The sequence below is a fragment of the Candidatus Poriferisocius sp. genome (genome assembly GCF_965208475.1).
Classification (GTDB): Bacteria; Actinomycetota; Acidimicrobiia; order Acidimicrobiales; family Bin134; genus Poriferisocius.
Map to the genome: position 1 here is coordinate 1,571,820 of NZ_OZ242338.1, position 24,604 is coordinate 1,596,423.

Genomic DNA, 24,604 nt, shown 5'->3' on the forward strand with positions numbered 1-24,604 from the left:
AAATGCCCTGATTCAGCGGGAACCCCTGGCTTGCCTGATTCAGACTTGCCTGATTCACCAGCGAGTTCGGGTTAGTCGCGGCCGGTTTGCTCGGCGCCGCCGCGGCGCAAACGGTTGAGGATGCGGCTGCCCGGCGACCGCAGGTAGCTGCTCACGTCGCCCCGGCTGATGCTGTCGCTGATCTGCTGGAGCCCGAACCGTCCGAGCTGCCGCAGATTGCTCCAGCCCCAAAGCGACGCGGCCAGCATGACCAAGAACCCCAGGAACGACAGCCAAAACGATGTGGACAGTGTCAGGATCATGTACACCAGCCCGGCGATGAAGGCCAGTATGGCCAACCTAAGATTGCGGGCCGGGTGGGTGAACACCGTGGTCCGGCCGACCTCGCGGGCCAGCGCCGGATCGGTTTCATAAAGCTGCTCCTCTATTTCGCTGAGGATGCGTTGCTCGTCCTCGGATAGTGGCACCTGTTTAGTGTCTCACAGGCCGACCCATCAGACAATGCCTAAGGCTCAGACTGTGACTGAGGTTCAGCAGGGCCTAGCTGAGCCGGCATGTCCGCTCAGTTCGGCCGGAGCCAGCCCGTTGTTCCGGGGCCAGCCGCCTTTGTTCCGCCCGGGCCGATGGCTTCTCCCCCGAAACGGTCCCTGATGCGGTCGATGGCCCGGTCGACGTCGTGCCACAAGGGGGTGCCCACATCGTCTAGGGAGAGCTGGCGATGGTCGGGATCCTCCAATTCGGACACCCCTACCCCGATGAGGCGCACGCCCGGCGCCACATCCACCGCCTTCAGCAATTGCTTGGCTTCTCGAGCCAGAACCACCCCAGAATCGACTGCGCTGGCCAAGGTGCGCGACCTGGTGATGGTGCGAAAATCATTGAAGCGGATTTTGACCGTAATCGTCCTGCCCGCCATTCCCGCGGCCCGCAGCCGGGAGGCCACCGAATCGCTGAGCGCCACCAACTCAGCCCCGAGTTCCTCTTGGGAGTGCAGGTCGCGGGCGAAAGTCTCCTCGCGGCTCATCGACTTGGGCGCCGTATCCGGCACCACCGGACGGGGATCCAACGCGTTGGCCAGGCTGTGCAGATGGCGGGCGTGGGCCTTGCCGACAACCTGCTCCAGCCTCTCCAGGGGGAACTCGGCCAACTCCCCTATGGTGGCTACCCCGATGCGGTTTAGGTGGGCCAGTGTGACTGGACCCACCCCCCAGATGTCGGTGACCGGGCGGGGAGCCAAGAATGCTCGCTCCTCGCCGGCGGGAACTTCGAACACCCCTACCCCGGGCGACGGCCCCTCCGGCGTGGGGGTGGGCTTGGCCAGCTTCGACCCAAGCTTGGCCAAGAACTTGACCGCGGCCACCCCTACCGCGCAGTTGATGCCCTCATCAGCGAGCACCCTCCTTCGGATGAGATGGCCGATTTCCACCGGGTGGCGATGGGCGCCGGACACGTCCAAGAATGCCTCATCCACCGACAACGGCTCCACCAGCGGGGTGAATGACCGCAGGATTTCCATAATGCGCCCGCTCACCTCCTGATACAGCTCATGGTCGCCGGGCAAGAACACGATTTCAGGGCACCGCCGCCGCGCCTGCCCCGAGGGCATGGCTGAGTGAACCCCATAGGCCCGGGCCTCGTAAGAAGCCGAAGCCACCACACCCCGGTTGCCAAGCCCACCTACCGCCAGCGGCAGGCCCCGAAGCTCGGGACGGCGAATCTGCTCCACCGACACGAAGAAGGCATCCATGTCTACGTGCAGGATGGTGCCCGACTGAGTCTGGATGCTGTCACTGCTGGACTTCTCCCTGGACTTCTCCATCGCCATTGTTGGAGCCTCGCTACAGCCTTGTGACCGCGAGGCCGTCGATCTCGGTGCCGGTCACCTCGTAGCGGTAGCTCACCATCTGCTCGGGGCTCTGGCGGCACCACTCCAACAGAGGCTCCCGCACCCAGCGAGGGCTCTGGACCAAGCGGGCCTCACAATCATCGAGGTCAAAGAAATCAGCGTGCTCCACGATGCCGTCGGGATCTTCCAGCACGATCTCGCCTTTCCAGTCCACCGCTCGATGGACCTCCACCCGCAGCCACCAGCCCAGGTCGGCGAAATCCACGGTGATCTCATATAGCGGCCCCTCCCACACGTGAACCTCGATGCCGGTCTCTTCAAGCACCTCCCGGTCCAGCGCCTCCAACAAGGTCTCTCCAGGATCGACTACCCCTCCGGGAGTGCTCCACTCAACCGAGTCGTTGCGTCGCCGGTTGCGCACAAGCAGCATCTGCTCCCCCTGAAGGACAACTCCCCCCGCTACCTGCCAATCCCGAACTCGCTTCGGCCTCAATTCCGGGAACCCCTCCGGCATCCCCCCAGTATGGCCCGATCCGGTGACAGCACGCCGCGAGCAATGCAGCCTGCCCAGCGCAGCATCAGTTCAACCGCAGGAGTCTGGCAATGAACTCGACCTTGAGCTTGGCGTTGGCTGCGAGATCAAGAACCGCAAGGTGGCACATCAACTCTGCAATCCTGCGTCAGTTCAACAGCAGCTGCTTGGAACTCTCAGGCCGCCAGGTCGTGACTCCCACTTCGGGGAAGGTGTCCGTAAGGGCATCGGGGCTGGATTGCGATCTTGCATGGGATGGCCCCGAGCGTGCCTGCCCAGGGGGGAAGTCGGCGTAGGGCGCTGGCGGTGGTCGCAGTTCGTAGGTGCCGATTCGGTTTCGTTGTACCGTCCAGCCGTCGTCGTGGATGTTGTGGTGGCAGCTTCTACAGACGAGCACCAGGTTGTCGATGTCGGTGCGGCCGCCTGTCAGCCATTCTTCGATGTGATGGGCCTCGCACCATACCGCTGATCGCCCGCAGCCGATGCAGTGCTTGTCGCGGATGATGAGCGCAGCCCGCTGAGCCTCGGTAGCCAAGCGGTGTTTGCGCCCTACCCACAGTTCCTGGTTCTTGGTGTTGAACACAGAAGGCACGATGTCGGCGTTGCAGGCCAGCCGCAGAGCCTCAGACACAGGCAAAGGCGTGCCGTCGCACAGGCGGGCATCAGCCAGCTTCTGGTTCAAAGCGTCCCACTCGGCAGTCAAGATCAAGGTGGCACCCTGCGGTCTGCGGTCTTTGGTGTCAGCACAGACCAGATTCTCCAAGGCGTCGGCCATCCGCTGGTCGAACGCCGTCTGGTCGCCATCTTTGCTGCTGTTGGCCAGACGGCGCACCTCATCGGCCAGCGCCGCCTCCATACGATTCCCCGCAACCGGGTCGAACCGCCCGTTCAAAACGAACATGCCGTCGTCAGCAGACTTGAAGAAACTAAACGAACGCCGCTCCCGCTGCTTGGCCATCAACGACTTGCCGTCATCGCCCGACCGCTCATGCTGATGGTCGCGCAACGTTCGGGAGAAAGTGCCGAAATCCTCGCGCCGGGCCGCCTCCACCAACACGGACTCGTCAACCGGCCCCTGCGAAGCAGCCCTGGCGATTTGGGTGGCGTGGGCCGCGGGAATCTCCCCGGCGCCCAGAGCGTCGAGAGTCTCGGGAACCCCAGAAAGCTGAGAAGCCGCCTCCACCTCGCGGCGGGCCTGCTGCTTGGAAGCCTGCAACTCCTCCAACACCACCCGACGGGCCAAACCCTCGCCACCCCGGCAGGAATACTCAGCCAGCGCAGCCGCCTTCATCGCCGCCAGCCGGGCCTCGGCCTTCTTGATCAACCCCAACCGCGCCCGCAACTCCGACAACGACAGCCCAGCCACATCAACCGCCTCCGGCCAAACCAGCCCCGACGGCCCGCAACCAACCTGTTTCCCCTGTTCACAGGACCTAAACTCCATACATGCAAGTATACCCACCCCAGTGACAACAACCCCTTGGATAAGCGCATACAGGCGAATACATCCTGGAATTCATTGACTTCGACTTGAACATAAACAACAAGGCCCACATTACGGGGCGACAGTATGAGACACACGATATGTGCAATGCCCCGCTAACGCGTTGTATCTGCCCTCAGTCCATGCGGCGCGTACGCCTTCGAGCCCTGCCGAGTCCCCCTAATCGCTCGATTGGAAGGGAGGCGGAATGAGGTCTTCATACATGGCTGGGTCGGGGGGCACGACCGCCACTTTGCCATTGTGCCGCGTCACGACCCCTGTGCCGGTTTGATAAGCCAAGAGGTGCGCGTCCTTGGCGGCCAGCCTCAGCGACCGCAAGATGGATTCGGTCAATTCCTCGCCGCGCAAGACAGGAGGATGGTCGGCAAAGACCTCTTGGTCGTTATCGCTCGGATCAGTCACGGTTCATGCCTTGCTCGACGAGCAGCGGCACCGGCCCAGAGTTGTCCAACACCCTCCACTCGTCAACCCTACCAATGTAGTGCTCATACAAGTTCCGCAGTCCAGCATCGAAGCGCCTGCGAACCACATCTTCAGGCACCGGATGGCCCCCCTGTCTCACCCTCTCAGCTACCCGCCGCACAGCATCCTCGGGGCTGCCAAGACTCAGATACACCAGAACAACCCAATAACCGTCGCATCGCCATCGATCGATGCGCCTCAAGTAGCTGCGGCCCGCCAGGGTGGTCTCGAAAGCAAAGCTGCGCCCCTGGCCAGCCAGACTGTTGATCTCGGCCAGCATCAGCCGGCGGCTGCGGCTTCCACACCTGTTCCGCGACTAAGCGGCGACAACCCGGCGGCAATGAGATCGGCATTGACGAAGTGCAGACCAGGCGCCTCGCTTCGCAGATGCCTCATCGCAAACGTGGTCTTTCCCGCACCATTAGGGCCAGCAATCACGTAGATCTGCTTGTCGGCCATGCAAGAACACGATAGGCGGCTCGAACTCTGCGCCTCGGATGCGAAATGGATTCACAAATCCCGATTGGGGAGCCTCGAACTTCAGTCGTGGCCTGGACACAGCTCCGCCTTGTAGTGCTTGCCTCGACGAAAAGTGGGTGACTTGCGAAGCGTGACTCACCGAATTGGGGCGATGTGGCTCCGGCGGCAAATCGGCAGGACATGAGGGCGACGGGGCGTATGCTCAGCACGAGCGCAGAACATCCCCCATGTGTGTCGGGTGCCTTGCGCTGGTCAACGGGCGACAGGAGTAGTACGCCTCAAGGAGGCAGCGGCTAGTTGTACGGAGAGTGGTGGATCGAGGCGCGCAAGCGTCCGCCGAAAAATTACAAGCCTCCAATACACACCGTCGCGGGAGATCTCCTGGCTGATGGAATGTCTGATTGGGCTTTGGAGACGATCGGAAGTCTGACTGCTGAGTCAATTTGGCAACATACGGGAAGTCCCGTTGTCATGACCGAAGACGACCTTGTCACCATCAGGGGCACGGACAGCGCTGGGAAGTCATACAGCTTGCTTGGGTGCTACGACACCAACTCGATTATGCAGTCCTCAAGCATCCGCGATGGGGTGCAGCGCTGGGCGGTGAGCACCATTGTCGAAGGGGATGGCACATGGGTAGGCCCCGACTCGGAGGTCGAGGAAATCTCCATCTCGTTCCGCGACCTCGCTGCGTGGGCGACAGACGTCAGGAATAGTCCATTCACCTTCGATGCTGACGCGCATGTCATGTCGTTCCATGGGACATGGAACGACGAAGAGAGCCTGGTGCAGGACTGCTCGGTCAGGCTTCGTCATGGCTTTAGTTGGTCGTCATCCGACAGCCGCTTCGTTGCAAACGCGTCCGCATCAATCACGATCTCCGACACGCTGAAGCTCCAGCAGGTAGCCGAAAAGTGGATTCGTCCCATCAATGACCTGATGTCGCTGCTCGCCATGCGCCCGAGCTTTCCAATAAGCATCCGCGCACATCTCTTGGAGAGGTTCGGGCGAGAGCGCCCCACTGAAATCGACATTCGGATTCCACAGGCATTGGACCATGTAGACGAGGACGACGCGGACGAGGGCATCGTCCCCCGACAGTTGGAGATGCTTGTCACCCGTGTCGGGTTACAAGAGGCGGGAGTGACTTTCGAGGCCTTGTTAGGAGGCTGGTTTACTGTCCAGGGCAATGACAAGCTCCGCGTGGCTTTCGAGCGTCTCGCGGACTCCCAAGCGAAGACATCAGGTTTTTCGTTCGATGACTCTCTCTTGCATGCCTGCAACGGCCTCGAGAGCCTTCACGCTGCTTGCTTCGATGGAAGCGTTTCTGAAGACGCCGCCACGAAGGAGATACTGACTCGACTTCAAGATACCGTGCCCGCCAGCCACAAGGACCTCCTCTCAAACCGGCTGGCGACTACCCGGAACAAGAGCTTTATTGAAAAGACAGACGAGATCGCCCAAAGCTGTGGGGACACGGGACGAGCCATCTTGGAGGCCTACCCCAACCTGGTCCCAGACATCAACAAATTCCGCACGAGAGCAGCGCATGCCAACACGAAGCCGAAAGATCCAACCGGTCAGATTGACGTGCTCATCGGCAGTCAGTGGCTACTGCGCCATTCCCTGCTCCAAGCACTCGGAATCGCAACGGCGGAATGCGACGCCATCATCCTCCCAAACTTCACCTTCAAGAATCAACTGCGACGCCTCGAGGCCCGCCACGCATCAGGCACCGCCTAACCTGGTGGGGATTGCTGTCGAGGTGGTGTGGTGAGTTGCAACGGATACCGAGGGACGTATACCCGATAGTGGCGTGCCGTAATCGAAGATCAATCGCCTGCTCTCAGCGCCTGCCTCTTAGGGGCCGAGCGGATAGGCGCTGACCTGCGGAAACATCTGAACCCCGGACTGCGACTCCAGTTCCTTGACCTGCAGTTTTGCTGGGGCACATCGCGGTCCGAACGGAATCCACCGAGATCCGTGTCGCCTATCCGCGAAGCCTCTTAATTCCATTGCGTTGGCGGCGGCCGTCGAGATCAGAGAGAGGTCGACGCGCCCGGCACCACTACGCGCCAAGCGTAGTGGTGCCGGGCAAACGCGCATGTGCAGTTCAGTCTGAATCCTCCGCGTCATCAACCTCCGGCCCGTCTTCCGGGACTGATGACGTTCTCAGGAACTGGATGCGGGACGCGCTGATGATTGCTATGTCGTCGTACCATTCGTAGCGCTCGCCTCGTTCGTCCGAGTCCTCAAGTGGCCAGTACCAAGGATCGAGGAGGCACAGATCTCGTTCCTCTGTTTCCTCGTAGTCCTCGTTGAAGCTGAGCAGGATACCGGCGACCACCGATCCGTCAGTGAGGTGGCAGTACACAACTGTGTCGCCTTCTGGGTGCTCCAACCAGTCGCTCCACGAGGAGCGCTGTGTCCGTCCATGTCTGTCCAGCCAGCCGGCTACAGCCCTTCCTCCGACAAGGGCCAATCCGCTGGATATCCCCAGAACCACTGCACACCACCAGAACACGTAGGACAGGTGGTTGCTCAGGTACTGGCCGGGATCGTCCGCGATCCGCCCTATGTCAGGAGTGTGCGAGGGACTGGCTGCTCTTATGACGGCGAATACGCAGAGTCCGGCAAATGTCGCTAAGAAACCCGGGACGATCAGCAGCGCCGTTTCTCTGAATCCCAGAGGCCTCTTGGCGGCAAGGCCTGACTGCCTGCCGGATTCCCTGCCAATCCTGTAGCTGAAGCCTGGGACTAGGACCAGTCCCAGGGCCAGCACTCCTGTGAATGCGCCGGTCACCTACTGCTGAGTGCCCCTCTGAGCACTGCCTTGGCTCTGTGATCTGGCGTTGTGGGCCTCAGCCCGTCTTTGGCGCGATTCGTCGCTGGTCCTGCTTCTGTCCCTCACATGCCGCTGCCCGAAAACCTCGCGCTTTTCGCCCATGTCAACTCCAGTCCGTGAGCCGCACCATTGACATTAGATTAGCGGTGCTTTCCTGCGAATCAATACCCACGGACGGCTCCAGGGCAGATAATCCAGAGCCGGACAGGCTATTTTGGCTGCTCAGACAGTGTTTTCTAGTGCTCCTGCTGCTTGGATAGCCCTTCGGTAAGCTCTTCCGGCATCGCGTCGAAGTCGAACGCCTCTTCCGGGTTGAAGAACTCGTCATCTCCGAGGGCGGAAAAGATGGCTTCGGTACATCGGGGACGACGCCGATGACGGGCTGGGGGTGCAGCAGCAGCTTGCTCTCGAATTCATGAAGTCGCAGTGACCACAGACGCGTAGCTTCTCGAGGATGCCTGAAGAGACCTTTGGCGTGGATCGCCGCCTTGCCTTCATCTTCGAGACCGAAACAGCGGTGACCTTCGTAGGGGAGGGCGTCCAGTCCATCGCTGAATGGGACGCCACAAAAGACCGAAGAATCGTCGGCTTGCACTTGGCGTGACCCCTCTGGAGGAGTCTGAGCTCTTCTGTGGCATCCCCTCAAACTGTCACCGCAGGCCCATACACTCGCAGCGAGATAGCTAGCCACCTGCAACTAGATCACTTGCGGGCGATAACAAGATTCTGGCGATGTGCAAGGAGTCTGATGTCCAAGCAGCGAAAGGAGGAGGGCATGGAGGAAGCAACAGAAGGGGTGAGCAAGACGGTGAAGATTGCTGTTCCCGAGTTTGTCGCAGAAGTGGCCAGCCCCTTTGCCAATGATCTGTTGGATCGTGGGCCGCGGGTGAGGCTGCTTTGCGATTTCGGCAGATCGGTCTCCGACCATGCGGTAATCGCCGTCGATGGGGGGTGGGGTACTGGCAAAACTGCGTTTCTGATGATGTGCAAGGCCTACCTAGAGCAGCAGGAAGTTAGGGTCGCCGAGTTCAACGCCTGGACCGAGAGCTACACGGCTGACCCGGTGTTCAATCTCGCCTCGGCACTGGCTGAAGTAGTGGAAGAGGACCGGCGTGCCAAACTGCTTGGAGCGGCGAAAGCCATAGTCGTGGCTGCCGGGAAGAATCTGCCACTCAAGGTCGGCGAAGTTGTGACCGAGGCGGCAGAGGCAATCGCCCAGGACCAAGCATTCCCAAACGGCCTGCCTGAGTACCGCAATTGCGTCCGACGATTCAAAAAGGCGCTGGAACAAGAAGCAGAAAAAGCAGACGGCCCGCTGGTAGTGCTGGTGGACGAACTGGACCGCTGTTTGCCCCAGCAGGTCGTCGAATATCTGGGGGCCATTCACAACCTGCTGGCAGTGCCAGGGGTGGTTGTAGTGCTGGCAATCAACCTAGAAGAGACGGCGAAAGGGCTGGAAGCGGTCTATGGAAGCGCATACGGCTCTGAGCGGTACTTGCAGCGCTTCTTCGACCTGCGGATGAGTCTCCCCGGCGCAACGGGCAGCGACGACTTATCCGGCTTGGTCAACCACCTGCGGGAGCACCTGGAGATCGAAGTAGAAGCAGACACCAGCCGCGGCTACATCGACGGATTGCTGACGACCACTGCGCTGGCAACCGGCGGCGCTCTGAGGGACTTGCAACGGGTCGCTCAGGCTCTCCGGTGGACGATGGCTGTCGGCCTTGAATCGGCGGCAAGCTGGCGCATCAACAGCCCGGAGCGGTACGCCGAGTGTGTTCGAGCCGCGTTGGCGCTGTTGATCCTGCGACATCTCGACCCGGAGGGCTACCGGCTCTTCACTGAGGCAAAGGCGAATCCCCATTCGGCCATGTTGCGATTGCACAGCCATCTCTTGGGAGCCGAACCGGAATCGGCTCACGCAGCGTTCGCGATGACCGCGTATTTTGACTTGCTCTCAGCGGAAACTGGTGGGAATCAGGTCACCGAGGAACAGTTCCAAGAGATAGCAGACCTCTACTCCTTCCAAAACCACCGGGAGACCTATTCCCGCTATAACAGCTTCAGGCAACAGATCATGCGGCACCTCAACGGCCAGGTTCCACAGGTGGTACTGGCAGCAGTAGAAATGACAACCTGATGAACCGGGAGCATTGACCATGACCGGACCCTGTTGTTTTTTCCAGGTGAGGATTCGGCAGGCTCTTTCGATGGATGTAGTTGAATGCATTTCAGGTGGGGGGAACTCCATCAGTGGTTGCAGCGGGTCGGCCACGATGTCCGGCGTGTTGCAGCAACCAACCGATGGAGGCCGCTCACGACAGGCCCGCGCTTTTCATACACGGCCATGACGAGGACGCGTGCCCAAGGAGCCTGCTCATTGGCCCACTCAACCAAGATTCCCTGTGGCGAGCGCGCGCTCTTTCCCGCTTGAACCACTCCCACCGATATGCCTCCTTGGAAACTTGATTCTCCAAGACCTGAAGATACCGGTGTCTTCTCAAGAACGGGGTCTTGGGTTGTGAGAGGGTGACCTCCCGAGGCAAGTCCACGCCGATTCCCGCGACTGAATTGGGCTGCATTGTGATCTGAGCTTGCAGGCGCGGCAAGAATGGCACGACAGAGAGGGCAGGCGTGGCGACGGATCTTGGTGAGCTTCAGAACAAGTTGTGGGAGGCGGCGGATCAGCTTCGGGCGAACTCGGGGTTGAAGGCTTCGGAGTATGCGTCGCCGGTGTTGGGGCTGATCTTTCTGCGGTATGCGGATGAACGGTTTGCCCAGGCTGCGGAGGTGGTGGGGTCGGGGTCTGAGCGGCGGCCGATTGGGCCGGAGGATTACCAGGCTGCTGGGGCGCTGTATCTGCCGGAGGAGTCGCGGTTTGAGGGGCTGCTCGACCTGCCTGAGGGTGCCGATGTGGGCAGAGCGGTCAACCAGGCGATGGCTGGCATAGAGGCTTGCAACCCGGACCTTCAGGGGGTGCTGCCGAAGGACTACTCGCGCATCCCAGACGACATCCTAGGAGAGCTGTTGCGGCTGTTGAGCCGTCTGCCGGAGGCGATCGAGGGGGACGGGTTCGGGTTGATCTACGAGTACTTCTTGGGTCAGTTCGCCTTCTCGGAGGGGCAAAAGGGCGGGGAGTTCTTCACCCCTACCTCGATCGTGCGGCTCATCGTGGAAATCCTCGAGCCGTTCCACGGCAAGATCTACGACCCCGCGTGCGGCTCTGGCGGGATGTTCATACAGTCGGCCCACTTCGTGGAGCGCCACCGCAGCGACCCCAGCCGGGAGCTGTCGGTCTATGGCCAGGAGAAGACCGGCGACACCGTCAAGCTCGCCAAGATGAACCTCGCGGCCCACGGTCTGGCCGGCGACATCAAAGAGGGCAACACCTACTACGAAGACCTCCACGACGCGGTCGGCGAGTTCGACTTCGTGATGGCCAATCCCCCGTTCAATGTCAACAAGATCGACAAGGCCAAGCTCGAAGACGACCCCCGGTTCCCGTTCGGGCTGCCCAAGCCCGACAATGGCAACTACCTGTGGATCCAGACCTTCTACTCCGCGCTCAACCGAAACGGGAGGGCCGGGTTCGTGATGGCCAACTCGGCATCAGACGCCCGAGGCAGCGAACTCGAGATACGCCGCAAGCTGATCGAGGACCGCAGCGTCGACGTGATCATCGCCGTCGGCACCAACATGTTCTACACCGTGACCTTGCCCGTGACCCTGTGGTTCCTCGACCGCGGCAAGAAGTACACCGACCAAGCCGACCAAGTGCTCTTCATTGACGCAAGAGAGATCTACAACCCAATCGACCGGGCTCACCGAGACTGGACACCCCAGCAGATCGAGTTCCTCGCCAACATCGTCCGACTCTGGCGAGGCGGAGAGCCGGAGTTCGACGCCGGTAGTAGAGAGATGCTCAGCGACAGGTTCTCCGAAGGCTCTTATTCAGACGTTGCCGGCCTCTGTGCTGTCGCGACGGTAGAGCAGATTGAGGGACAGGACTGGAGCTTGAACCCGGGCAGGTATGTCGGACTTGCTTCCCACGGTGTCGATGACATCGAATTTTTCGCCACGATGGAACTCCTTGAAGAGCAGTTCGCGACTTTGACAGCAGAAGCGACGGCGTTGTCGGATTTCGTGCAGACGAAAATTGACAGGGTGCTGCGCCAGTGACGTGGACGACCTCTACGTTGGGGGATCTCGCCTGCCAAGCAGGAGGCGAGGTCCGTACCGGCCCGTTCGGCACGCAACTCCACAAGAGCGACTACATCGATGACCCTGCCGCCACACCGGTCGTAATGCCGAAGGACATGTCAGACGGCAAGATCGATTCGTCTGCGATCGCGCGAGTCGACGCTGAGGTGGTCGAGCGCCTGAGTTCACACATGTTGCGCACGGGTGACATTGTGCTCGGCAGGCGAGGAGACATCGGTCGCCGAGCTTGGACCAGTGAAGCAGAGGAAGGCTGGCTTTGTGGCACAGGATCCATGCGGATTTCCGTCAATGGGTCTGTGAATATCCGCCCTAGGTATCTCTTCTATTTCCTCGGACTCGACCAAACCATCGGGTGGTTGAAGGGCCACGCGGTAGGGGCGACGATGTCCAATCTGAGCGCCGGGGTCGTTCAACAGCTGCCGGTGCAGTATCCATCGCTTGCCTTGCAAGATGCCATCGTGGAAGTACTGGACTCGCTCAACGACCTGATCGAGAACAATCGGCGGCGGATTGAGGTTTTGGAGGAGATGGCTCGGTTGTTGTATCGGGAGTGGTTTGTGTACTTCCGGTTTCCGGGGCATGAGGATGTCGGGCTGGTCGACTCCGACCTCGGCCCGATCCCCGAAGGGTGGGAGGTTGGCGAGTTCGCAGACCTCGTCGCCGAAGTCTCGGAAACAGCTGCTCCAGAAGAAATCGCAGTGAGAACCCCAGTCGTGGGCCTTGAGCATTTCCCGAGGCGATCTACAACACTGCAAGATTGGGAGAGCGCCTATGACGTAGGAAGCCGTCGAAAATTCTTCGACGAAGGCGACATCTTGTTTGGAAAGATCCGCCCGTACTTTCACAAGGTGGTTGATGCACCTACCTCTGGTTGCTGTTCGACCGATGCAATCATTTTCAGGCCCATCGAGGAGATCTTCCAAAGCCGGGCGTTGGCAATTGCTTCAAGCGATGAATTTGTTGGAGTCGCAACTGCAACCTCAAACGGGACGAGGATGCCGAGAGCGAACACCAAGATTCTGATGGGCTACAGAATACCTCACCCGACCCACGGAGTTGAGCAGGCCTTCAGCGAGGCAGTGAGACCGATGAACTACCTGAGAAAGAACCTTGCGACGCAAAACCGGGTATTGCGCGAGGCTCGCGATCTGCTTTTGCCACGTCTGGTGTCTGGCGAGCTCGATGTGTCGGAGCTTGATTTGGGGTTGGAGGCTGTGGGGGCGTGAGTCCGGGGCGGTTGAGTGAGGATTTGCTGGTGGAGCGGCCGGCGTTGCGGTTGTTGGCGGATTTGGGGTGGGAGGTGGTGGACGGGTTCGACGAGGATTTGGGGCCGGCGGGGACGCTGGGGCGGGATTCCCAGTCGGAGCCGGTGCTCAGCCATCGGCTCAAGGATGTGCTGCGCTCCTTGAATCTTGGGCTGCCGCAGTCGGCGTTGGATGAGGCCGTCGAGCAACTGGTACGGGATCGGTCGGCGATGGATCGGGTTCGGGCGAACCGGGAGGTCTATTCCCTCTTGCGGGATGGAGCAAGGGTCGAGATGACCGGCAGCGATGGCGAGCGGCAGATGGTGGTGGTCCGGTTCATTGACTGGGATCGCGCTGGGGCCAACGACTGGTTGGCGGTGTCGCAGTTTTGGATTGCGGGTGACATGTATCGGCGGCGGGCTGATGTGGTGTTGTTCGTGAACGGCATCCCGCTGGTGCTGGTGGAGTTAAAGGTGTCGCACAAGAGCGTCCGCGACGCGTTCGACGGAAATCTGCGGGACTACCGGGACACGGTTCCGCATTTGTTCTGGTTCAACGGGTTCGTGATGCTCTCCAATGGCGGCGACACGCTGGTCGGTTCCACGTTTGCGGATTGGGGGCATTTCGCCGAGTGGAAGAAGATCGACTCGGAGGGCGAGCAGGGTGTGGTTTCGCTGGAGACCGCTCTGCGGGGGACGTGTCAGCCGCAGCGTCTGTTGGATCTGGTGGAAAACTTCGTCGCGTTCATGGAGCGGCCGGGCGGTCTGGTGAAGGCATTGGCCAAGAACCACCAGTTTCTAGGAGTGAACAACTCGCTGGAGGCGTTGCGGGAGGTGGGCCGGCGAGAGGGGCGGCTCGGGGTGTTCTGGCACACGCAGGGGTCGGGCAAGTCGTTGTCGATGCTGTGGTTCACCCAGAAGGTTCTGCGCCAAGAGCCGGGCAACTGGACGTTCGTGATGGTCACCGACCGCTCAGAGCTCGACGATCAGCTTTATGGGGATTTCGCCGACTGCGGGGTGATCACCTCGGGCCAGCAGGTCCACGCCGAGACGTCGGCTCATCTGCGGGAGCTGCTAGGCCAGGATCATCGGTATGTGTTCACGCTGATCCACAAGTTCATCCCTCCCAAGAGGGGCCAGCAGATGCCGGTGCTGTCGGAACGCGACGACATCGTGGTGATCACCGACGAGGCCCACCGCTCCCAGTACGACACGCTGGCCGCCAACATGCGCCAGGCGGTGCCCAACGCGTCGTTCATCGGGTTCACCGGCACCCCGCTTATCGTCAGCGAAGAAGAGACCCGACGGGTGTTCGGCGACTACGTGTCGATCTACAACTTCCGGGACTCAATCGCCGACGGCGCCACTGTTCCGCTGTTCTATGAGAACCGCATCCCCGAGCTCCAGCTGGTGAACGACGACTTCGACGACGAGCTCGAGCAGCTCCTGGAGGCCGCCGCGCTGGACGATGCCCAGGAGAAGGCGGTGGCCCGCCAGTTCTCCCGGCAGTACCAGCTGGTCACCCGGCCCCGGCGCCTCGAGGAGATCGCCGCCGATCTGGTCCGCCACTTCGTCAACCGGGGGTACAGGGGCAAGGCCATGTACGTGGCCATCGACAAGGCCACCGCGGTGCGGATGCACGGCCTGGTCGAGGCCGAATGGGCCGGCTACCGGGCCGAACTGGAGGCCGAGCTGGCCGACGCGCCCGAGCTGGGGCGCGTCCATCTGGAGTCGCTGATCGAGTTCATGGCCACCACCGACATGGCCGTCGTCGTGTCGCAAGCGCAAAACGAGGTGGCCGATATGGCCGAGGCCGGACTCGACATCGCCAAACACCGCAGGCGCATGGTCGAAGAAAACCTCGACGCCAAGTTCAAGGACCCCGACGACCCGTTCCGGCTGGTGTTCGTGTGCGCCATGTGGCTCACCGGCTTCGACTCGCCATCCACCTCCACGGTGTACCTCGACAAGCCGATGCGCAACCACGCCCTGATGCAGACCATTGCCCGGGCCAACCGGGTGTTCCCTGACAAAGACAACGGCCTCATCGTCGACTACATCGGCGTGTTCCGAAACCTGGAGAATGCCCTAGCCATCTACGGCGCCGGGCCGGGGATCGACTCCCCCATCCGGCCCAAAGACGAGCTGGCCGCCGAACTTGCTGCCGCGCTGGCCGAAGTCATCGATTTCTGCAACGACAACGACATCGACATCGCCGCCATGGAAGCCACCTCGGGTTTCGAGTTCATCGCACTCCAAAAGGCCGCCGTCGAAGCCCTGCTCGTCGACGAGCAAACCCGCCGCCGCTACGTAACGCTGGCCCGCCAAGTCCGGAAGACCTTCAAAGCCCTTTTGCCCGACCCCGAGGCCATGGCAGTCGCTCACCGGGTGGCGGTGATCCGCACGATCGCCTCCAAGATCGAATCGTCCACCGAGGCCCCCGACATATCCGGCGTCATGGACTCGGTGTCGGAACTGCTCGACCGCTCCGTCGCCGCCAACGAGTACATCATCGCCACCGCCGGCGCCGACCCGCTCATCGACCTGAACCAACTCGACTTAGAACAGCTCATCGGGCGCTTCGAGGGCCGCAAGCGCACCGCCGCCAAAGCCATCGAAAAGAACATCGAAGAACGCCTCGATGACGCGGTGCGCAAGAACCCCACCCGCCACGACCTCGCCGAGCGGTTCCGACGCCTCATCGACGAATACAACGCCGGAACCCACAACCTCGAAGAATTCCTGCGGCGGCTCAAGGCCATCAACGACGAACTCTCCGACGAGGAACAACGCGCCGTACGAGAAGGCATAACCGAAGAAGAACTCGCCATCTTCGACCTGCTCACCAAACCCGAACCCGACCTCACCCGCGCCCAAGCCATCGAAGTCAAAGGCGCCGCCAAGAAACTGCTCGACCACATCGCCGACAAGCTCGTCCTCGACTGGAAGCGCAAACAACAAACCCGCTCAGCCGTCAAGACCACGGTGAAGGACATCCTCGACGCCGAGCTGCCCGACGTCTACGAACGCGAGCTCTTCGACCGCAAAGTCGATGCCGTTTTCGACCACATCTACACCAGCTATCACAACAACGGGGAGTCGGTGTACGGCTGATCGCGATCGGGCCACGGTCGCCAAGCGGCTGAGCGCTTGGGACCACAACAACGGGGAGTGGGTGTATAGCTGATCGCCCCCGCAACATGGGTGGGTGCCCGATGCCGCGCGGTTAGCATCATCGCTGTGGCAGCCACGCTGACGAGCTTGCGCCTCCCTGCGTTCAAGAACATGAGACGGACGTCTATTCCGCTTGGGCCCCTCACCCTGCTCGTAGGGCGCAACGGCAGTGGCAAGTCGAACATCCTTGATGCCCTTGCCGTAATGTCCTCGCTGGCCAGCGGTGCCACGCTGCGAGATGCACTAGACGGTGGTCGTTCAGGACCCCTGGTGCGCGGCGGATCCGAGGGGTGCGCTCCAATGGGCAATGACTCGTTTGAAGTCGGTTGTTCAGTTGTCATCAACAGAGTCCCGTATCACTTGGACCTAAAAATCTCGGTACGTCCGTCAGTGCAGATCCTCACCGAGAGGCTATGGACCAAACGCCGCGGCGGTCCTCGCCGCGGTGAGCCCCAGGATTTGTTGAAGACAGACCCGCCCCAACCAGACTCGGGCGACATCGTGGCACGATGGGACAACAGCAAACAGGGACCGAATCCTCAAATTACCTTTCGAGCCTCGCAGCTTCTGACCGCACAGGTGGCGACTCGAGTGCCTGTCACTTCACAGGCAGGCCGCCATGTGCGGGACATAGCTGAACAGGTGCTCGAGGCGCTTTCAAGCGTGTTTATTCTCGATCCGGTTCCACACCAGATGCGTGAATACCACCCCGAGAAGGACGTACGGCTCCGCAGGAATGCAGAAAACCTCTCGCCAGTGTTAGCAAATCTCCTCAATGATGGTGCGACCCGTTCGGTTCTGCTCGACATGATCCGCTCGCTGTCGGAGGCACAGGTCTCAGAGATGAACGCGGTGGCTAGCGAACTCGGCGACGTGATGATCACGATCCAGGAGCAGATCGGGCCAACTGACCAACAGACGCCGGCCCGCTTGTTGAGCGACGGCACCCTGCGATTCCTGGCCATCGCGGCAGCACTCCTCGACCTCTCGCGCCAAAGCAGCGGATCTGAAGAATCAATCATTGGCGGACGAATGCTTGTCGTGGAGGAGATCGAGAGCGGTCTGCACCCATCGCAAGCCGCGGTGCTCCTCAACCAACTCAAGGAGTCGGCGAAAAGCGGAGTCCGAACACTAGCTACCACCCATAGCCCGGCAATCCTCGATGCGCTCGACGGCGCAGACCACTCAAGCGTGGTCGTGTGCAGCCGCCGCCCCGACGGATGGAGCACAGCGACAAGGCTCACCGACTTTCCCGACTACTTCGAGGTTGTAGGCCGCTCGCCACTCGGCATCGCTGCTGTGCGAGACCAACTTCGTCCTAGTAACGAAAGTGAGCAAAGCAGTCGTTCGCTAGTGGACGTGTTGGGGCTCCGCTAGGACATGGCCGTACCGCATGTCGTCTTTGTCGACACGTCCGTCATCCTCCGCCTTATTGGCATGGACGGTATCGACCAGGCCACAAACGCCGCCGTCGAGTTCGACGAGAGACGAGACCAAGGTCAGCGGCTGATACTCACAGCGACTGCACTCATCGAAGCGGGCAACCACATAGCCCAACGGTCCTCCGGTCGGCGGGCCCTTGCAGAGCAGTTGAGAAAGCTCATTGAGGCCGCGAACACGCCAGACCCTCCGTGGATCCTCCGTGAAACCGCAATGGACGAGGACTTTGTCAATGACCTGTTGAACGGCGATTCGACAGGATCGGATCTCGTGACTCTTCTCGGAGACGGACGACTAGGCACCGGGGATGTGGCGATACTGGTCGAGCGGGATCAGTTCAAGACGAAGACGGCCCACGCCAGGGTCGAGGTGTGGACGCTCGATGACGAGTTGTCGGCGCACAGCTAGTCGCGCAACCCGTTCAAGCCGCAGCCCCGATCCACCTGTTCACAGCAACTGGGACTCAACACGAATACTTGGTGTACCGCCCCCGTAACATGGGCGGATGGTCGATCCGGCTTCTCCTGGGGAACGCTCGGCTGCGCCTCCGAGAGGGGCTCGCTGGTTGGCGTTTGCGGCGATATTGCTCGGGGGGCTGTGCGGCGGGCTGATCGGGTTCGCCTATATCGACCTCCAGTGCGACGGCGACTGCGGACTGTGGACTGGGCTCGGCGCTCTGATCGGTGCGGTGGCCGGGGCAGTGGGCTTGGCCGTGGTGGCGATCCTCACCCTGCGGGCCATGGACGAGTGGCGCCGGTTCGGAGGTCGCCGCCAAGACCGCGATCGCCGCTAACCGGCGCAAAGTCTCCGCAGGAACCGGCACCGCGTGCTGCATGGCCCCCCGCACCAGACACGTCGGCAAAGTCCCCGCAGGGACCGGTGCCGCATCGCCTTTGCGGAATCCCCTTTGCGGACGGCGCTTCTAATCAGGAGCAGAAGACAGCGTGGCGACGGCCCGGTCGATGTCGGCGTCGTCCACATCCAAGTGGGTGACGAAGCGGACGATGCCGGGCGCCAGCAGCCCGGCCCGGATACCGGCCTGCCGGAGGTGGTCCAACAATCCCAGGGAATCGGGATGGCGAAAGGCCACCACATTGGTGAGCGGGCGCCCGCAGGCCGCTTCCGACTCGCCCAACCGGGCGCCGGGCCACCGCTCAGCCACCACCTGGCCCAAACGGTCGGCCCGGGCATGGTCATCGGCCAGACGGTCGATGTGATGGTCCAGCGCGTAAAGGCCGCCAGCGGCTATCACCCCGGCCTGGCGCATGGCCCCGCCCAGCCTCCGCCGGTGCAGTCGGGCCTCGTCCACCAGATCGGCCGGCCCGGCCAAAAGCGACCCCACCGGCGCGCCCAGCCCCTTTGACACACACGACATGACCGTGGCTGTCGAGCTGGCCAACTCCGAGGCGGTGGTTCCCCGGGCGATGGCGGCGTTGAACAACCGGGCGCCGTCCAGATGCACCGGCGGCCCCAGCGCGGCAGCAGCCACCAGCTCCTCGGTCCCGAGGGCCAGGCCGCCCGAGGCCAGATGGGTGTTCTCCACGCAGATCAGCGACACCGGTGGCCAAAAGCCACCGCGGCCCGCGGCCACCGCCTCGGTCGCCGCCGCGTCATCGATCACACCGCCGGCATCGTCCACTGCGTAGATCTGGAAGGCGTTGTTCAATCCAGCAGCCCCGCTCTCATAGGACATCAGATGCTGCCGCCTGCCCACCACCACGTTGCTTCCCGGTGTTCCGTGCAGCCGCAGGGCAATCTGGTTGCCCATCGTGCCCGACGGCACATACACCGCAGCAGGCTTGCCCACCAGCGCCGCAAACCGCTCCTCCAGCCGATTGACCGAGGGATCCTCCCCGTAGCGGTCGTCGCCCACCAGCGCTGAGGCCATGGCCTGCCTCATAGGCTCGGTCGGCTGGGTCAGCGTGTCCGAGCGCAGGTCCACCACTCCACGAGATGACATGGCAATGAGCGTAGAGTTTCAACCGTGCCAGAACCTGAACCCTTGTCCACGGCGGCGAATCCAGAGTGGGAGCGCTTGGAGAAGCTGGCCGCTGAGGCCGCAGGAGTGGCGGCATCTCTGCTGCGGGCCGAGATCGGCGCCCAACGCCAGATCACGGCCAAATCGTCGCGCACCGACTTGGTGACCGACCTGGACTTGGCCTGCGAGGCCGCCATCGTCGACTTCCTGACGGCCCATCGGCCCGATGACGCCATGCTGGGCGAAGAGGGCGCCGGTCGAGACGGCACCAGCGGCGTTCGCTGGATCATCGACCCCATAGACGGCACGGTGAACTTCGTCTACGGCCATCCCGGCTTCGGGGTGTCGGTGGCTGCCGAGGCGGACGGCCAAGTTGTGGCGGGCGCAGTGATCGACCCCGTGCTGAACGAGACCTTCACCGCCCACCGGGGAGGCGGGGCCCGGCTCAACGGACGCCCAACCGCCGTTCGGCCCAACGGCGACCCCGCCCTGGCCCTGGTGGCCACCGGGTTCTCCTATGCCCACGAGCGGCGGCGGCGCCAAGCCGAGGTGTTGGGAGAGCTGTTGCCGCTCATCGGCGACATCCGGCGAGTGGGCGGCGCCGCGGTCGACCTCTGCACGGTGGCCTGCGGCCGAGTGGACGCCTTTTTCGAGGTGGGGCTCAACCCGTGGGACTACGCCGCCGGAGCGCTCATCGCCGGCGAGGCCGGTGCGGTCGTTCAAGATCTGCACGGCAACCCCCCCAGCCCCGACTTCGTGTTCGCCGCTGCCCCCGCGGTGGCCGACGCCCTTCTCGACCTGCTGCAAGACGCCGAGGCCGACCAGCTATAAGCCCCCTGCTACCCATGACGGCCGAAAATCGGGCACCATTCAAGGGTGGAAACCTGCATCTTGGCCATTGAGGACGACGAGAGGATTCGTACCGCGGTCCGCCTGGCTCTCGAGGACGAGGGCTGGGAGGTCCAGGAGGCAGCCAACGGCCAGGAGGCGCTGGCCGCGTTCTCCGAGACGCCCGCCGATGTGGTGCTCATCGACATCATGCTTCCCGACATCGACGGATTCGAGGTGTGCCGCACGTTGCGCCGGACCAGCGACGTGCCCATCATCATGGTCACCGCCCGAGCCGACACCCATGACGTGGTGGCCGGCCTGGAGGCAGGGGCCGACGACTATCTGACCAAGCCCTTCGCCCCCAAGGAGCTCTCCGCCCGCATCCGCGCCCTGCTGCGCCGAGTGCGAATCACCGACACCGCGATGACCGACCTCCGCTTCGGGCAGCTGGAGATAATGCCCGAGCAGGGGATGGTGACCGTCAGCGGCGAAGAGGCCCCCCTCACCAAGACGGAGTTCCGACTCCTGGTGGAGCTGGCCACCAATTCGGGCAAGGTGCTCAGCCGAGAAGTGCTCCTCGAGCGGGTGTGGGATCTCGGATACTTCGGCGACGGCCGTCTAGTGGACGTCCACATCCGGCGACTGCGCACCAAGATCGAAACCGACCCGGCCAACCCCCGGTATGTGGTCACGGTCCGCGGCCTGGGGTACAAGCTCCAGGGGTGAGGGCGCAGCCGATGCCCACTCGTCCGGGACACCGTCCCCCCATCTGGCACCGGGCGGGCTCCCGGGCCCGGCGGTTGGGTCTCCGCACCCGCATCATCTTGGCCTTCGTGTTCACCACCCTCTTGCTGTCGGCCCTGCTCAGCGTGACCGTGTTCGCGCTGACCCGCCAAAACCTGCTCAACGGGCGGGAGAACGACGCCTTGGCCACGGTGGGGTTCAACGCCTCCACGGTCAGCCGCCGCCTCAATCCCGACACAGAGTCGGAAGCCCTCCAGAACCTGATCAGCACGCTGGCCACACCGGAAGGCTCCCGCCCGGTTTTGCGGGTGGGCGGCGACTGGTTCCAGCAGTCCTTCGAGTTCGAATCAGGCGACATAGACGAGCGACTGCGCCGCACGGTGGAAGGCGGGAGGCCGGCTCAGATGCGCTACCGGGTCAGGGGCAAGCCCTTCTTGGTGGTGGGCATCCCCATCCCCGACAGCAACGCCTCCTACTACGAGGCCACGCCGTTGGACGAGATCGAGGACACCCTGGGCTCGCTGGGAATCATTCTGGCCAGCGCCGGCGCGGGTGTGACGCTGGCGTCGGCCGGGGTCGGCATCTGGGCCAGCCGCCGCCTGCTGCGCCCGCTGGTGAGCATCGGCGAAGCTGCCCAGTCGATCGCCCGCGGCGATCTCAGCACTCGTCTGGAGGCCGGGGCCGCCCGGGAGCTGGCCGCGCTCACCGACTCCTTCAACGAAATGGTGGGCGCCCTCCAGCACCGGATCGCCCAGGACGAGCGGTTCGCCTCTGAAGTGAGCCACGAACTGAGGTCGCCCCTCATGACCCTTTCCGCCTCGGTGGAGGTCATGAACACCCGTCGGGCCGAGCTGCCCGAGCGGGCCCGGACCGCGCTGGACCTCTTGACCGAGGACGTCAGGCGATTCGAGCACCTCGTAGAGGATCTGCTGGAGATCTCCCGATTCGACGTGGGCACCGCCGAGTTGCACCTCGACGTGTTCAATCTGCTTGAGTTCGTTGAGAACGCGGTGTCGGCCACCAGCCCGGTCGCCGTGCCCATCCTCTGCGATCCGGCCACCGCCCGAGTGCGGGTGCAAGCCGACAAGCGCCGGCTGATGCAAGTCATCGACAACCTCTTGAACAATGCTCAGAAGTACGCTCGAGGCGCCACCGGCATCGTCCTGTGGCATTGGGGAAAGAACATCGAGATCGTGGTGGAGGACGCCGGGCCGGGCGTGGCCGCCGACGAGCGGGAACACATCTTCGACCGGTTCTCCCGGGGCCGAGAAGCCGGAGAGCGAGGGGCCAGCACTGGCGTGGGCTTGGGGCTGGCGCTGGTAGCCGAGCACGTGCGCCTCCACCAGGGTCGAGTCTGGTGTGAGAACCGGATCGACGGCCTCTCAGGCACCCGCTTCGTTGTCCACCTTCCCATCGCCGTCCTATGACCCGGCCAGCTTTGCCCCGCCGCCTGCTCGCGGGCCTGGCCGCGGCCGCTCTGGTGGCTGCCGCCTGCTCAGTGCCCGAGGACAGCCGTCCCCGTGCGCTGGACCTGTCCCGGCTCCCCGACAACCTGGTGGCCACCGCTGAGCCTCCCGAACCGACCCCCCTGGTCACCCAGGAGGTTTTCATCTATCTGATCGACGAGAACAACCTGCTGTGGGCCGCGAGACGCGAAGTGGCCAGCCCGGCCCGGCCCATCACAGTGCTGGAAGCCCTGTTCTCCGCGCCCAACGAAGCGGAGACCGAACAGGCCTTGTCCACCGCTCTGCCCGCCGATGTCGAAGTGGTCTCCGTCGACGCCGACCAACCCAACGACCTCGTGACCGTGGCCCTGGAATCGGAGGTGTTCGAGGAGCGCCTCGAGGGCGAGAACCGCCAGCTAGCCGTGGCGCAGTTGGTGTTCACGTCCACCGAGACCACCGGGGCCACCCGCTTCTCATTGCTGCTGAACGGCAACCCCGTGCCGCTTCCCACCGACGACGGCGAGAGCGACGTTCCGGTGACGCGCGACGGCTTCCAGTCGGTCGACCCCGACTATCAGCCTGAGCCCACCCCCGAGCCACCCCCGAGCGCGGAGCCGGCCCCCGTCCCCGACACGCCGACACCGACACCAACACCGGTGCCCTCCCCCGAGCCGACTCCCGAGCCCACTCCAACCCCGGCCCCGATCCCCACCCTGCCTCCCGGGTTCGAACTCGACTTCTCCGCCGCCGGCGACGACGGGGCGAATAGCGACGGCTAGCAGGACGCCATGGCCGATTGGCAGACGGACCGCTCCAGGGGATCTAGGGAAAGAAGGCCTTGGCCACCTGGTAGAGGTCGGGGCTGACCGGTTTCAGCTCGGCCACCGCATCGGCCAACCGCACCCGGGCGATCTCCCCGCCGCGGAGGGCCACCATCGACCCCCAATCGCCGTCGTGGACGGCGTCGATGGCCGCAATTCCATACCGCGAGCACAGCACCCGGTCCAGCGAGGAAGGGGTGCCGCCCCGCTGAACGTGGCCCAACACCGTTACCCGAGTGTCGAAACCGGTGCGGCCCTCGATCTCGGCCGCCACCACCTGGCCCACTCCCCCCAGCCGGGCATGGCCGTACTGGTCGATCTCCGGCTCGGGCATCTCCAGGGTCCCCTCTATGGGCCGGGCACCCTCGGCCACCACCACGATCGACGCCCATCGACCCCGCCGGTGGCGCCGGATGATGGCCTCGGCCACCGCTTCGATGTCGAAGGGCTCCTCGGGAATCAGGGTGAGCGTGGCCCCTCCGGCAATGCCCGCCCAGGTGGCGATGTGCCCCACGTTGCGCCCCATCACCTCCACCACCATCACCCGATCATGCGACTCGGCCGTGGTGTGCAGCCGGTCGATGGCCGCGGTGGCCACCCCAACGGCGGTGTCGAAACCGAAGGTGAGCTCGGTGAGGCCGATGTCGTTGTCGATGGTCTTGGGCACACCCACCACGTTGGCCGCTCCCGCTTCTTGCACCCCGACGCCCGCCGACAGCGTGCCCTCACCCCCGATGACGATCAGGGCGTCGGTATCCGTCGCCTCCATGGTCGAGCGCACCCGCTCGATCCCGTCGTCGAGCATCCGGGGGGACATCCGAGAGGTGCCCAGAACGGTTCCGCCCCGGGGCAGGGAGCCTCGCATCTTTTCCACGTCCAAGTCGATGAACTCCCCCTCCAGCACCCCCCGCCACCCGTCCATAAAGCCGAGCACGGTGTCGCCGTAGTGGCGCTCGCCCTTGCGCACGATGGCCCGGATCACCGCATTCAGCCCAGGGCAGTCGCCGCCTCCGGTCAGCACCCCTACTCTCATGGAGG

At 63.0% G+C, this 24,604-nt stretch carries 23 protein-coding genes; 13 read left to right on the forward strand and 10 right to left on the reverse strand.

Annotated features, from left to right (window positions below; genetic code table 11):
• Positions 1-71: 71 nt before the first annotated feature.
• From ACOGXA_RS07360 to ACOGXA_RS07390, 7 genes are all read right to left on the reverse strand, one after another.
• On the reverse strand, positions 72-467 hold the full coding sequence (locus ACOGXA_RS07360; RefSeq protein ID WP_419926623.1) for a DUF3040 domain-containing protein: 396 nt from the start codon (positions 465-467) through the stop codon (positions 72-74).
• Between the two features lie 95 nt (positions 468-562).
• Positions 563-1,825, reverse strand: a complete 1,263-nt coding sequence (locus ACOGXA_RS07365) for a DNA polymerase IV (protein ID WP_419926624.1) — start codon at positions 1,823-1,825, stop codon at positions 563-565.
• 13 nt (positions 1,826-1,838) lie between these two features.
• Positions 1,839-2,360 carry an NUDIX hydrolase gene (locus tag ACOGXA_RS07370; RefSeq protein WP_419926625.1) on the reverse strand — a complete coding sequence of 174 codons (522 nt, stop codon included), beginning with the start codon at positions 2,358-2,360 and terminating at the stop codon, positions 1,839-1,841.
• A gap of 166 nt (positions 2,361-2,526) precedes the next feature.
• A complete protein-coding gene (locus ACOGXA_RS07375; protein ID WP_419926626.1) occupies positions 2,527-3,822 on the reverse strand; it encodes a DUF222 domain-containing protein in 1,296 nt (431 codons plus the stop codon).
• Between the two features lie 219 nt (positions 3,823-4,041).
• Positions 4,042-4,284, reverse strand: a complete 243-nt coding sequence (locus ACOGXA_RS07380; protein ID WP_419926627.1) for a hypothetical protein — start codon at positions 4,282-4,284, stop codon at positions 4,042-4,044.
• The gene (locus ACOGXA_RS07385) at positions 4,277-4,624 is read right to left on the reverse strand and encodes a hypothetical protein (RefSeq protein WP_419926628.1); all 348 of its coding nucleotides are present in this window, start codon (positions 4,622-4,624) and stop codon (positions 4,277-4,279) included. The genes ACOGXA_RS07380 and ACOGXA_RS07385 overlap by 8 nt, the downstream gene beginning before the upstream one ends.
• Complete coding sequence (locus ACOGXA_RS07390; protein WP_419926629.1) at positions 4,624-4,803, reverse strand: hypothetical protein; 180 nt, start codon at positions 4,801-4,803, stop codon at positions 4,624-4,626. Before ACOGXA_RS07390 ends, ACOGXA_RS07385 begins: the two co-directional genes overlap by 1 nt.
• A 318-nt stretch (positions 4,804-5,121) precedes the next feature.
• On the opposite strand from ACOGXA_RS07390, the gene ACOGXA_RS07395 reads away from it, so the two are divergent.
• Complete coding sequence (locus ACOGXA_RS07395) at positions 5,122-6,567, forward strand: HEPN domain-containing protein (RefSeq protein ID WP_419926630.1); 1,446 nt, start codon at positions 5,122-5,124, stop codon at positions 6,565-6,567.
• 370 nt (positions 6,568-6,937) lie between these two features.
• On the opposite strand, the gene ACOGXA_RS07400 is transcribed toward ACOGXA_RS07395, so the two are convergent.
• Positions 6,938-7,627 carry a DUF6338 family protein gene (locus ACOGXA_RS07400; protein ID WP_419926631.1) on the reverse strand — a complete coding sequence of 230 codons (690 nt, stop codon included), beginning with the start codon at positions 7,625-7,627 and terminating at the stop codon, positions 6,938-6,940.
• 496 nt (positions 7,628-8,123) lie between these two features.
• On the opposite strand from ACOGXA_RS07400, the gene ACOGXA_RS07405 reads away from it, so the two are divergent.
• The 8 genes from ACOGXA_RS07405 to ACOGXA_RS07440 all read left to right on the forward strand — a co-directional run bounded on the left by ACOGXA_RS07405 (position 8,124) and on the right by ACOGXA_RS07440 (position 18,540).
• A complete protein-coding gene (locus ACOGXA_RS07405) occupies positions 8,124-8,273 on the forward strand; it encodes a hypothetical protein (RefSeq protein WP_419926632.1) in 150 nt (49 codons plus the stop codon).
• Positions 8,274-8,444: 171 nt separating this feature from the next.
• Positions 8,445-9,809, forward strand: a complete 1,365-nt coding sequence (locus tag ACOGXA_RS07410) for a KAP family P-loop NTPase fold protein (RefSeq protein ID WP_419926633.1) — start codon at positions 8,445-8,447, stop codon at positions 9,807-9,809.
• A gap of 494 nt (positions 9,810-10,303) precedes the next feature.
• Entirely contained in the window at positions 10,304-11,848 is a 1,545-nt protein-coding gene (locus tag ACOGXA_RS07415; RefSeq protein ID WP_419926634.1) for a type I restriction-modification system subunit M, read from the forward strand.
• A gap of 17 nt (positions 11,849-11,865) precedes the next feature.
• Positions 11,866-13,116, forward strand: a complete 1,251-nt coding sequence (locus ACOGXA_RS07420) for a restriction endonuclease subunit S (RefSeq protein ID WP_419926635.1) — start codon at positions 11,866-11,868, stop codon at positions 13,114-13,116.
• Positions 13,113-16,247 carry a type I restriction endonuclease subunit R gene (locus tag ACOGXA_RS07425; RefSeq protein WP_419926636.1) on the forward strand — a complete coding sequence of 1,045 codons (3,135 nt, stop codon included), beginning with the start codon at positions 13,113-13,115 and terminating at the stop codon, positions 16,245-16,247. Before ACOGXA_RS07420 ends, ACOGXA_RS07425 begins: the two co-directional genes overlap by 4 nt.
• Positions 16,248-16,373: 126 nt before the next feature.
• Complete coding sequence (locus ACOGXA_RS07430) at positions 16,374-17,684, forward strand: AAA family ATPase (RefSeq protein WP_419926637.1); 1,311 nt, start codon at positions 16,374-16,376, stop codon at positions 17,682-17,684.
• A 60-nt stretch (positions 17,685-17,744) separates the two neighbouring features.
• Complete coding sequence (locus tag ACOGXA_RS07435) at positions 17,745-18,155, forward strand: hypothetical protein (RefSeq protein ID WP_419926638.1); 411 nt, start codon at positions 17,745-17,747, stop codon at positions 18,153-18,155.
• Between the two features lie 97 nt (positions 18,156-18,252).
• On the forward strand, positions 18,253-18,540 hold the full coding sequence (locus ACOGXA_RS07440; RefSeq protein WP_419926639.1) for a hypothetical protein: 288 nt from the start codon (positions 18,253-18,255) through the stop codon (positions 18,538-18,540).
• A gap of 129 nt (positions 18,541-18,669) precedes the next feature.
• On the opposite strand, the gene ACOGXA_RS07445 is transcribed toward ACOGXA_RS07440, so the two are convergent.
• On the reverse strand, positions 18,670-19,707 hold the full coding sequence (locus ACOGXA_RS07445) for a threonine aldolase family protein (protein ID WP_419926640.1): 1,038 nt from the start codon (positions 19,705-19,707) through the stop codon (positions 18,670-18,672).
• A 24-nt stretch (positions 19,708-19,731) separates the two neighbouring features.
• On the opposite strand from ACOGXA_RS07445, the gene ACOGXA_RS07450 reads away from it, so the two are divergent.
• Genes ACOGXA_RS07450 through ACOGXA_RS07465 form a run of 4 tightly spaced genes read left to right on the forward strand, consistent with a single transcriptional unit; the run spans position 19,732 to position 23,524 of the window.
• Positions 19,732-20,556, forward strand: coding sequence for an inositol monophosphatase family protein (locus ACOGXA_RS07450; RefSeq protein ID WP_419926641.1), 825 nt, complete (start codon positions 19,732-19,734; stop codon positions 20,554-20,556).
• A gap of 45 nt (positions 20,557-20,601) precedes the next feature.
• Positions 20,602-21,282, forward strand: a complete 681-nt coding sequence (locus ACOGXA_RS07455; protein WP_419926642.1) for a response regulator — start codon at positions 20,602-20,604, stop codon at positions 21,280-21,282.
• 11 nt (positions 21,283-21,293) lie between these two features.
• Entirely contained in the window at positions 21,294-22,727 is a 1,434-nt protein-coding gene (locus tag ACOGXA_RS07460) for a sensor histidine kinase (protein ID WP_419926643.1), read from the forward strand.
• Entirely contained in the window at positions 22,724-23,524 is an 801-nt protein-coding gene (locus ACOGXA_RS07465; protein ID WP_419926644.1) for a GerMN domain-containing protein, read from the forward strand. Before ACOGXA_RS07460 ends, ACOGXA_RS07465 begins: the two co-directional genes overlap by 4 nt.
• Before the next feature lie 43 nt (positions 23,525-23,567).
• On the opposite strand, the gene ACOGXA_RS07470 is transcribed toward ACOGXA_RS07465, so the two are convergent.
• Positions 23,568-24,599: a 6-phosphofructokinase gene (locus tag ACOGXA_RS07470; protein ID WP_419926645.1), complete on the reverse strand. Its 1,032-nt coding sequence runs from the start codon at positions 24,597-24,599 to the stop codon at positions 23,568-23,570.
• Positions 24,600-24,604: the final 5 nt, after the last annotated feature.

Bases quoted from the DNA above. Each gene is read 5' to 3' on its own strand.
- ACOGXA_RS07405 (WP_419926632.1), top strand. From the start codon at position 8,124: ATGCCTGAAGAGACCTTTGGCGTGGATCGCCGCCTTGCCTTCATCTTC.
- ACOGXA_RS07435 (WP_419926638.1), top strand. From the start codon at position 17,745: ATGGACGGTATCGACCAGGCCACAAACGCCGCCGTCGAGTTCGACGAG.
- ACOGXA_RS07370 (WP_419926625.1), bottom strand. From the start codon at position 2,360: ATGCCGGAGGGGTTCCCGGAATTGAGGCCGAAGCGAGTTCGGGATTGG.
- ACOGXA_RS07460 (WP_419926643.1), top strand. From the start codon at position 21,294: ATGCCCACTCGTCCGGGACACCGTCCCCCCATCTGGCACCGGGCGGGC.
- ACOGXA_RS07365 (WP_419926624.1), bottom strand. From the start codon at position 1,825: ATGGCGATGGAGAAGTCCAGGGAGAAGTCCAGCAGTGACAGCATCCAG.
- ACOGXA_RS07375 (WP_419926626.1), bottom strand. From the start codon at position 3,822: ATGGAGTTTAGGTCCTGTGAACAGGGGAAACAGGTTGGTTGCGGGCCG.
- ACOGXA_RS07390 (WP_419926629.1), bottom strand. From the start codon at position 4,803: ATGGCCGACAAGCAGATCTACGTGATTGCTGGCCCTAATGGTGCGGGA.
- ACOGXA_RS07465 (WP_419926644.1), top strand. From the start codon at position 22,724: ATGACCCGGCCAGCTTTGCCCCGCCGCCTGCTCGCGGGCCTGGCCGCG.
- ACOGXA_RS07385 (WP_419926628.1), bottom strand. From the start codon at position 4,624: ATGCTGGCCGAGATCAACAGTCTGGCTGGCCAGGGGCGCAGCTTTGCT.
- ACOGXA_RS07440 (WP_419926639.1), top strand. From the start codon at position 18,253: ATGGTCGATCCGGCTTCTCCTGGGGAACGCTCGGCTGCGCCTCCGAGA.
- ACOGXA_RS07445 (WP_419926640.1), bottom strand. From the start codon at position 19,707: ATGTCATCTCGTGGAGTGGTGGACCTGCGCTCGGACACGCTGACCCAG.
- ACOGXA_RS07470 (WP_419926645.1), bottom strand. From the start codon at position 24,599: ATGAGAGTAGGGGTGCTGACCGGAGGCGGCGACTGCCCTGGGCTGAAT.
- ACOGXA_RS07410 (WP_419926633.1), top strand. From the start codon at position 8,445: ATGGAGGAAGCAACAGAAGGGGTGAGCAAGACGGTGAAGATTGCTGTT.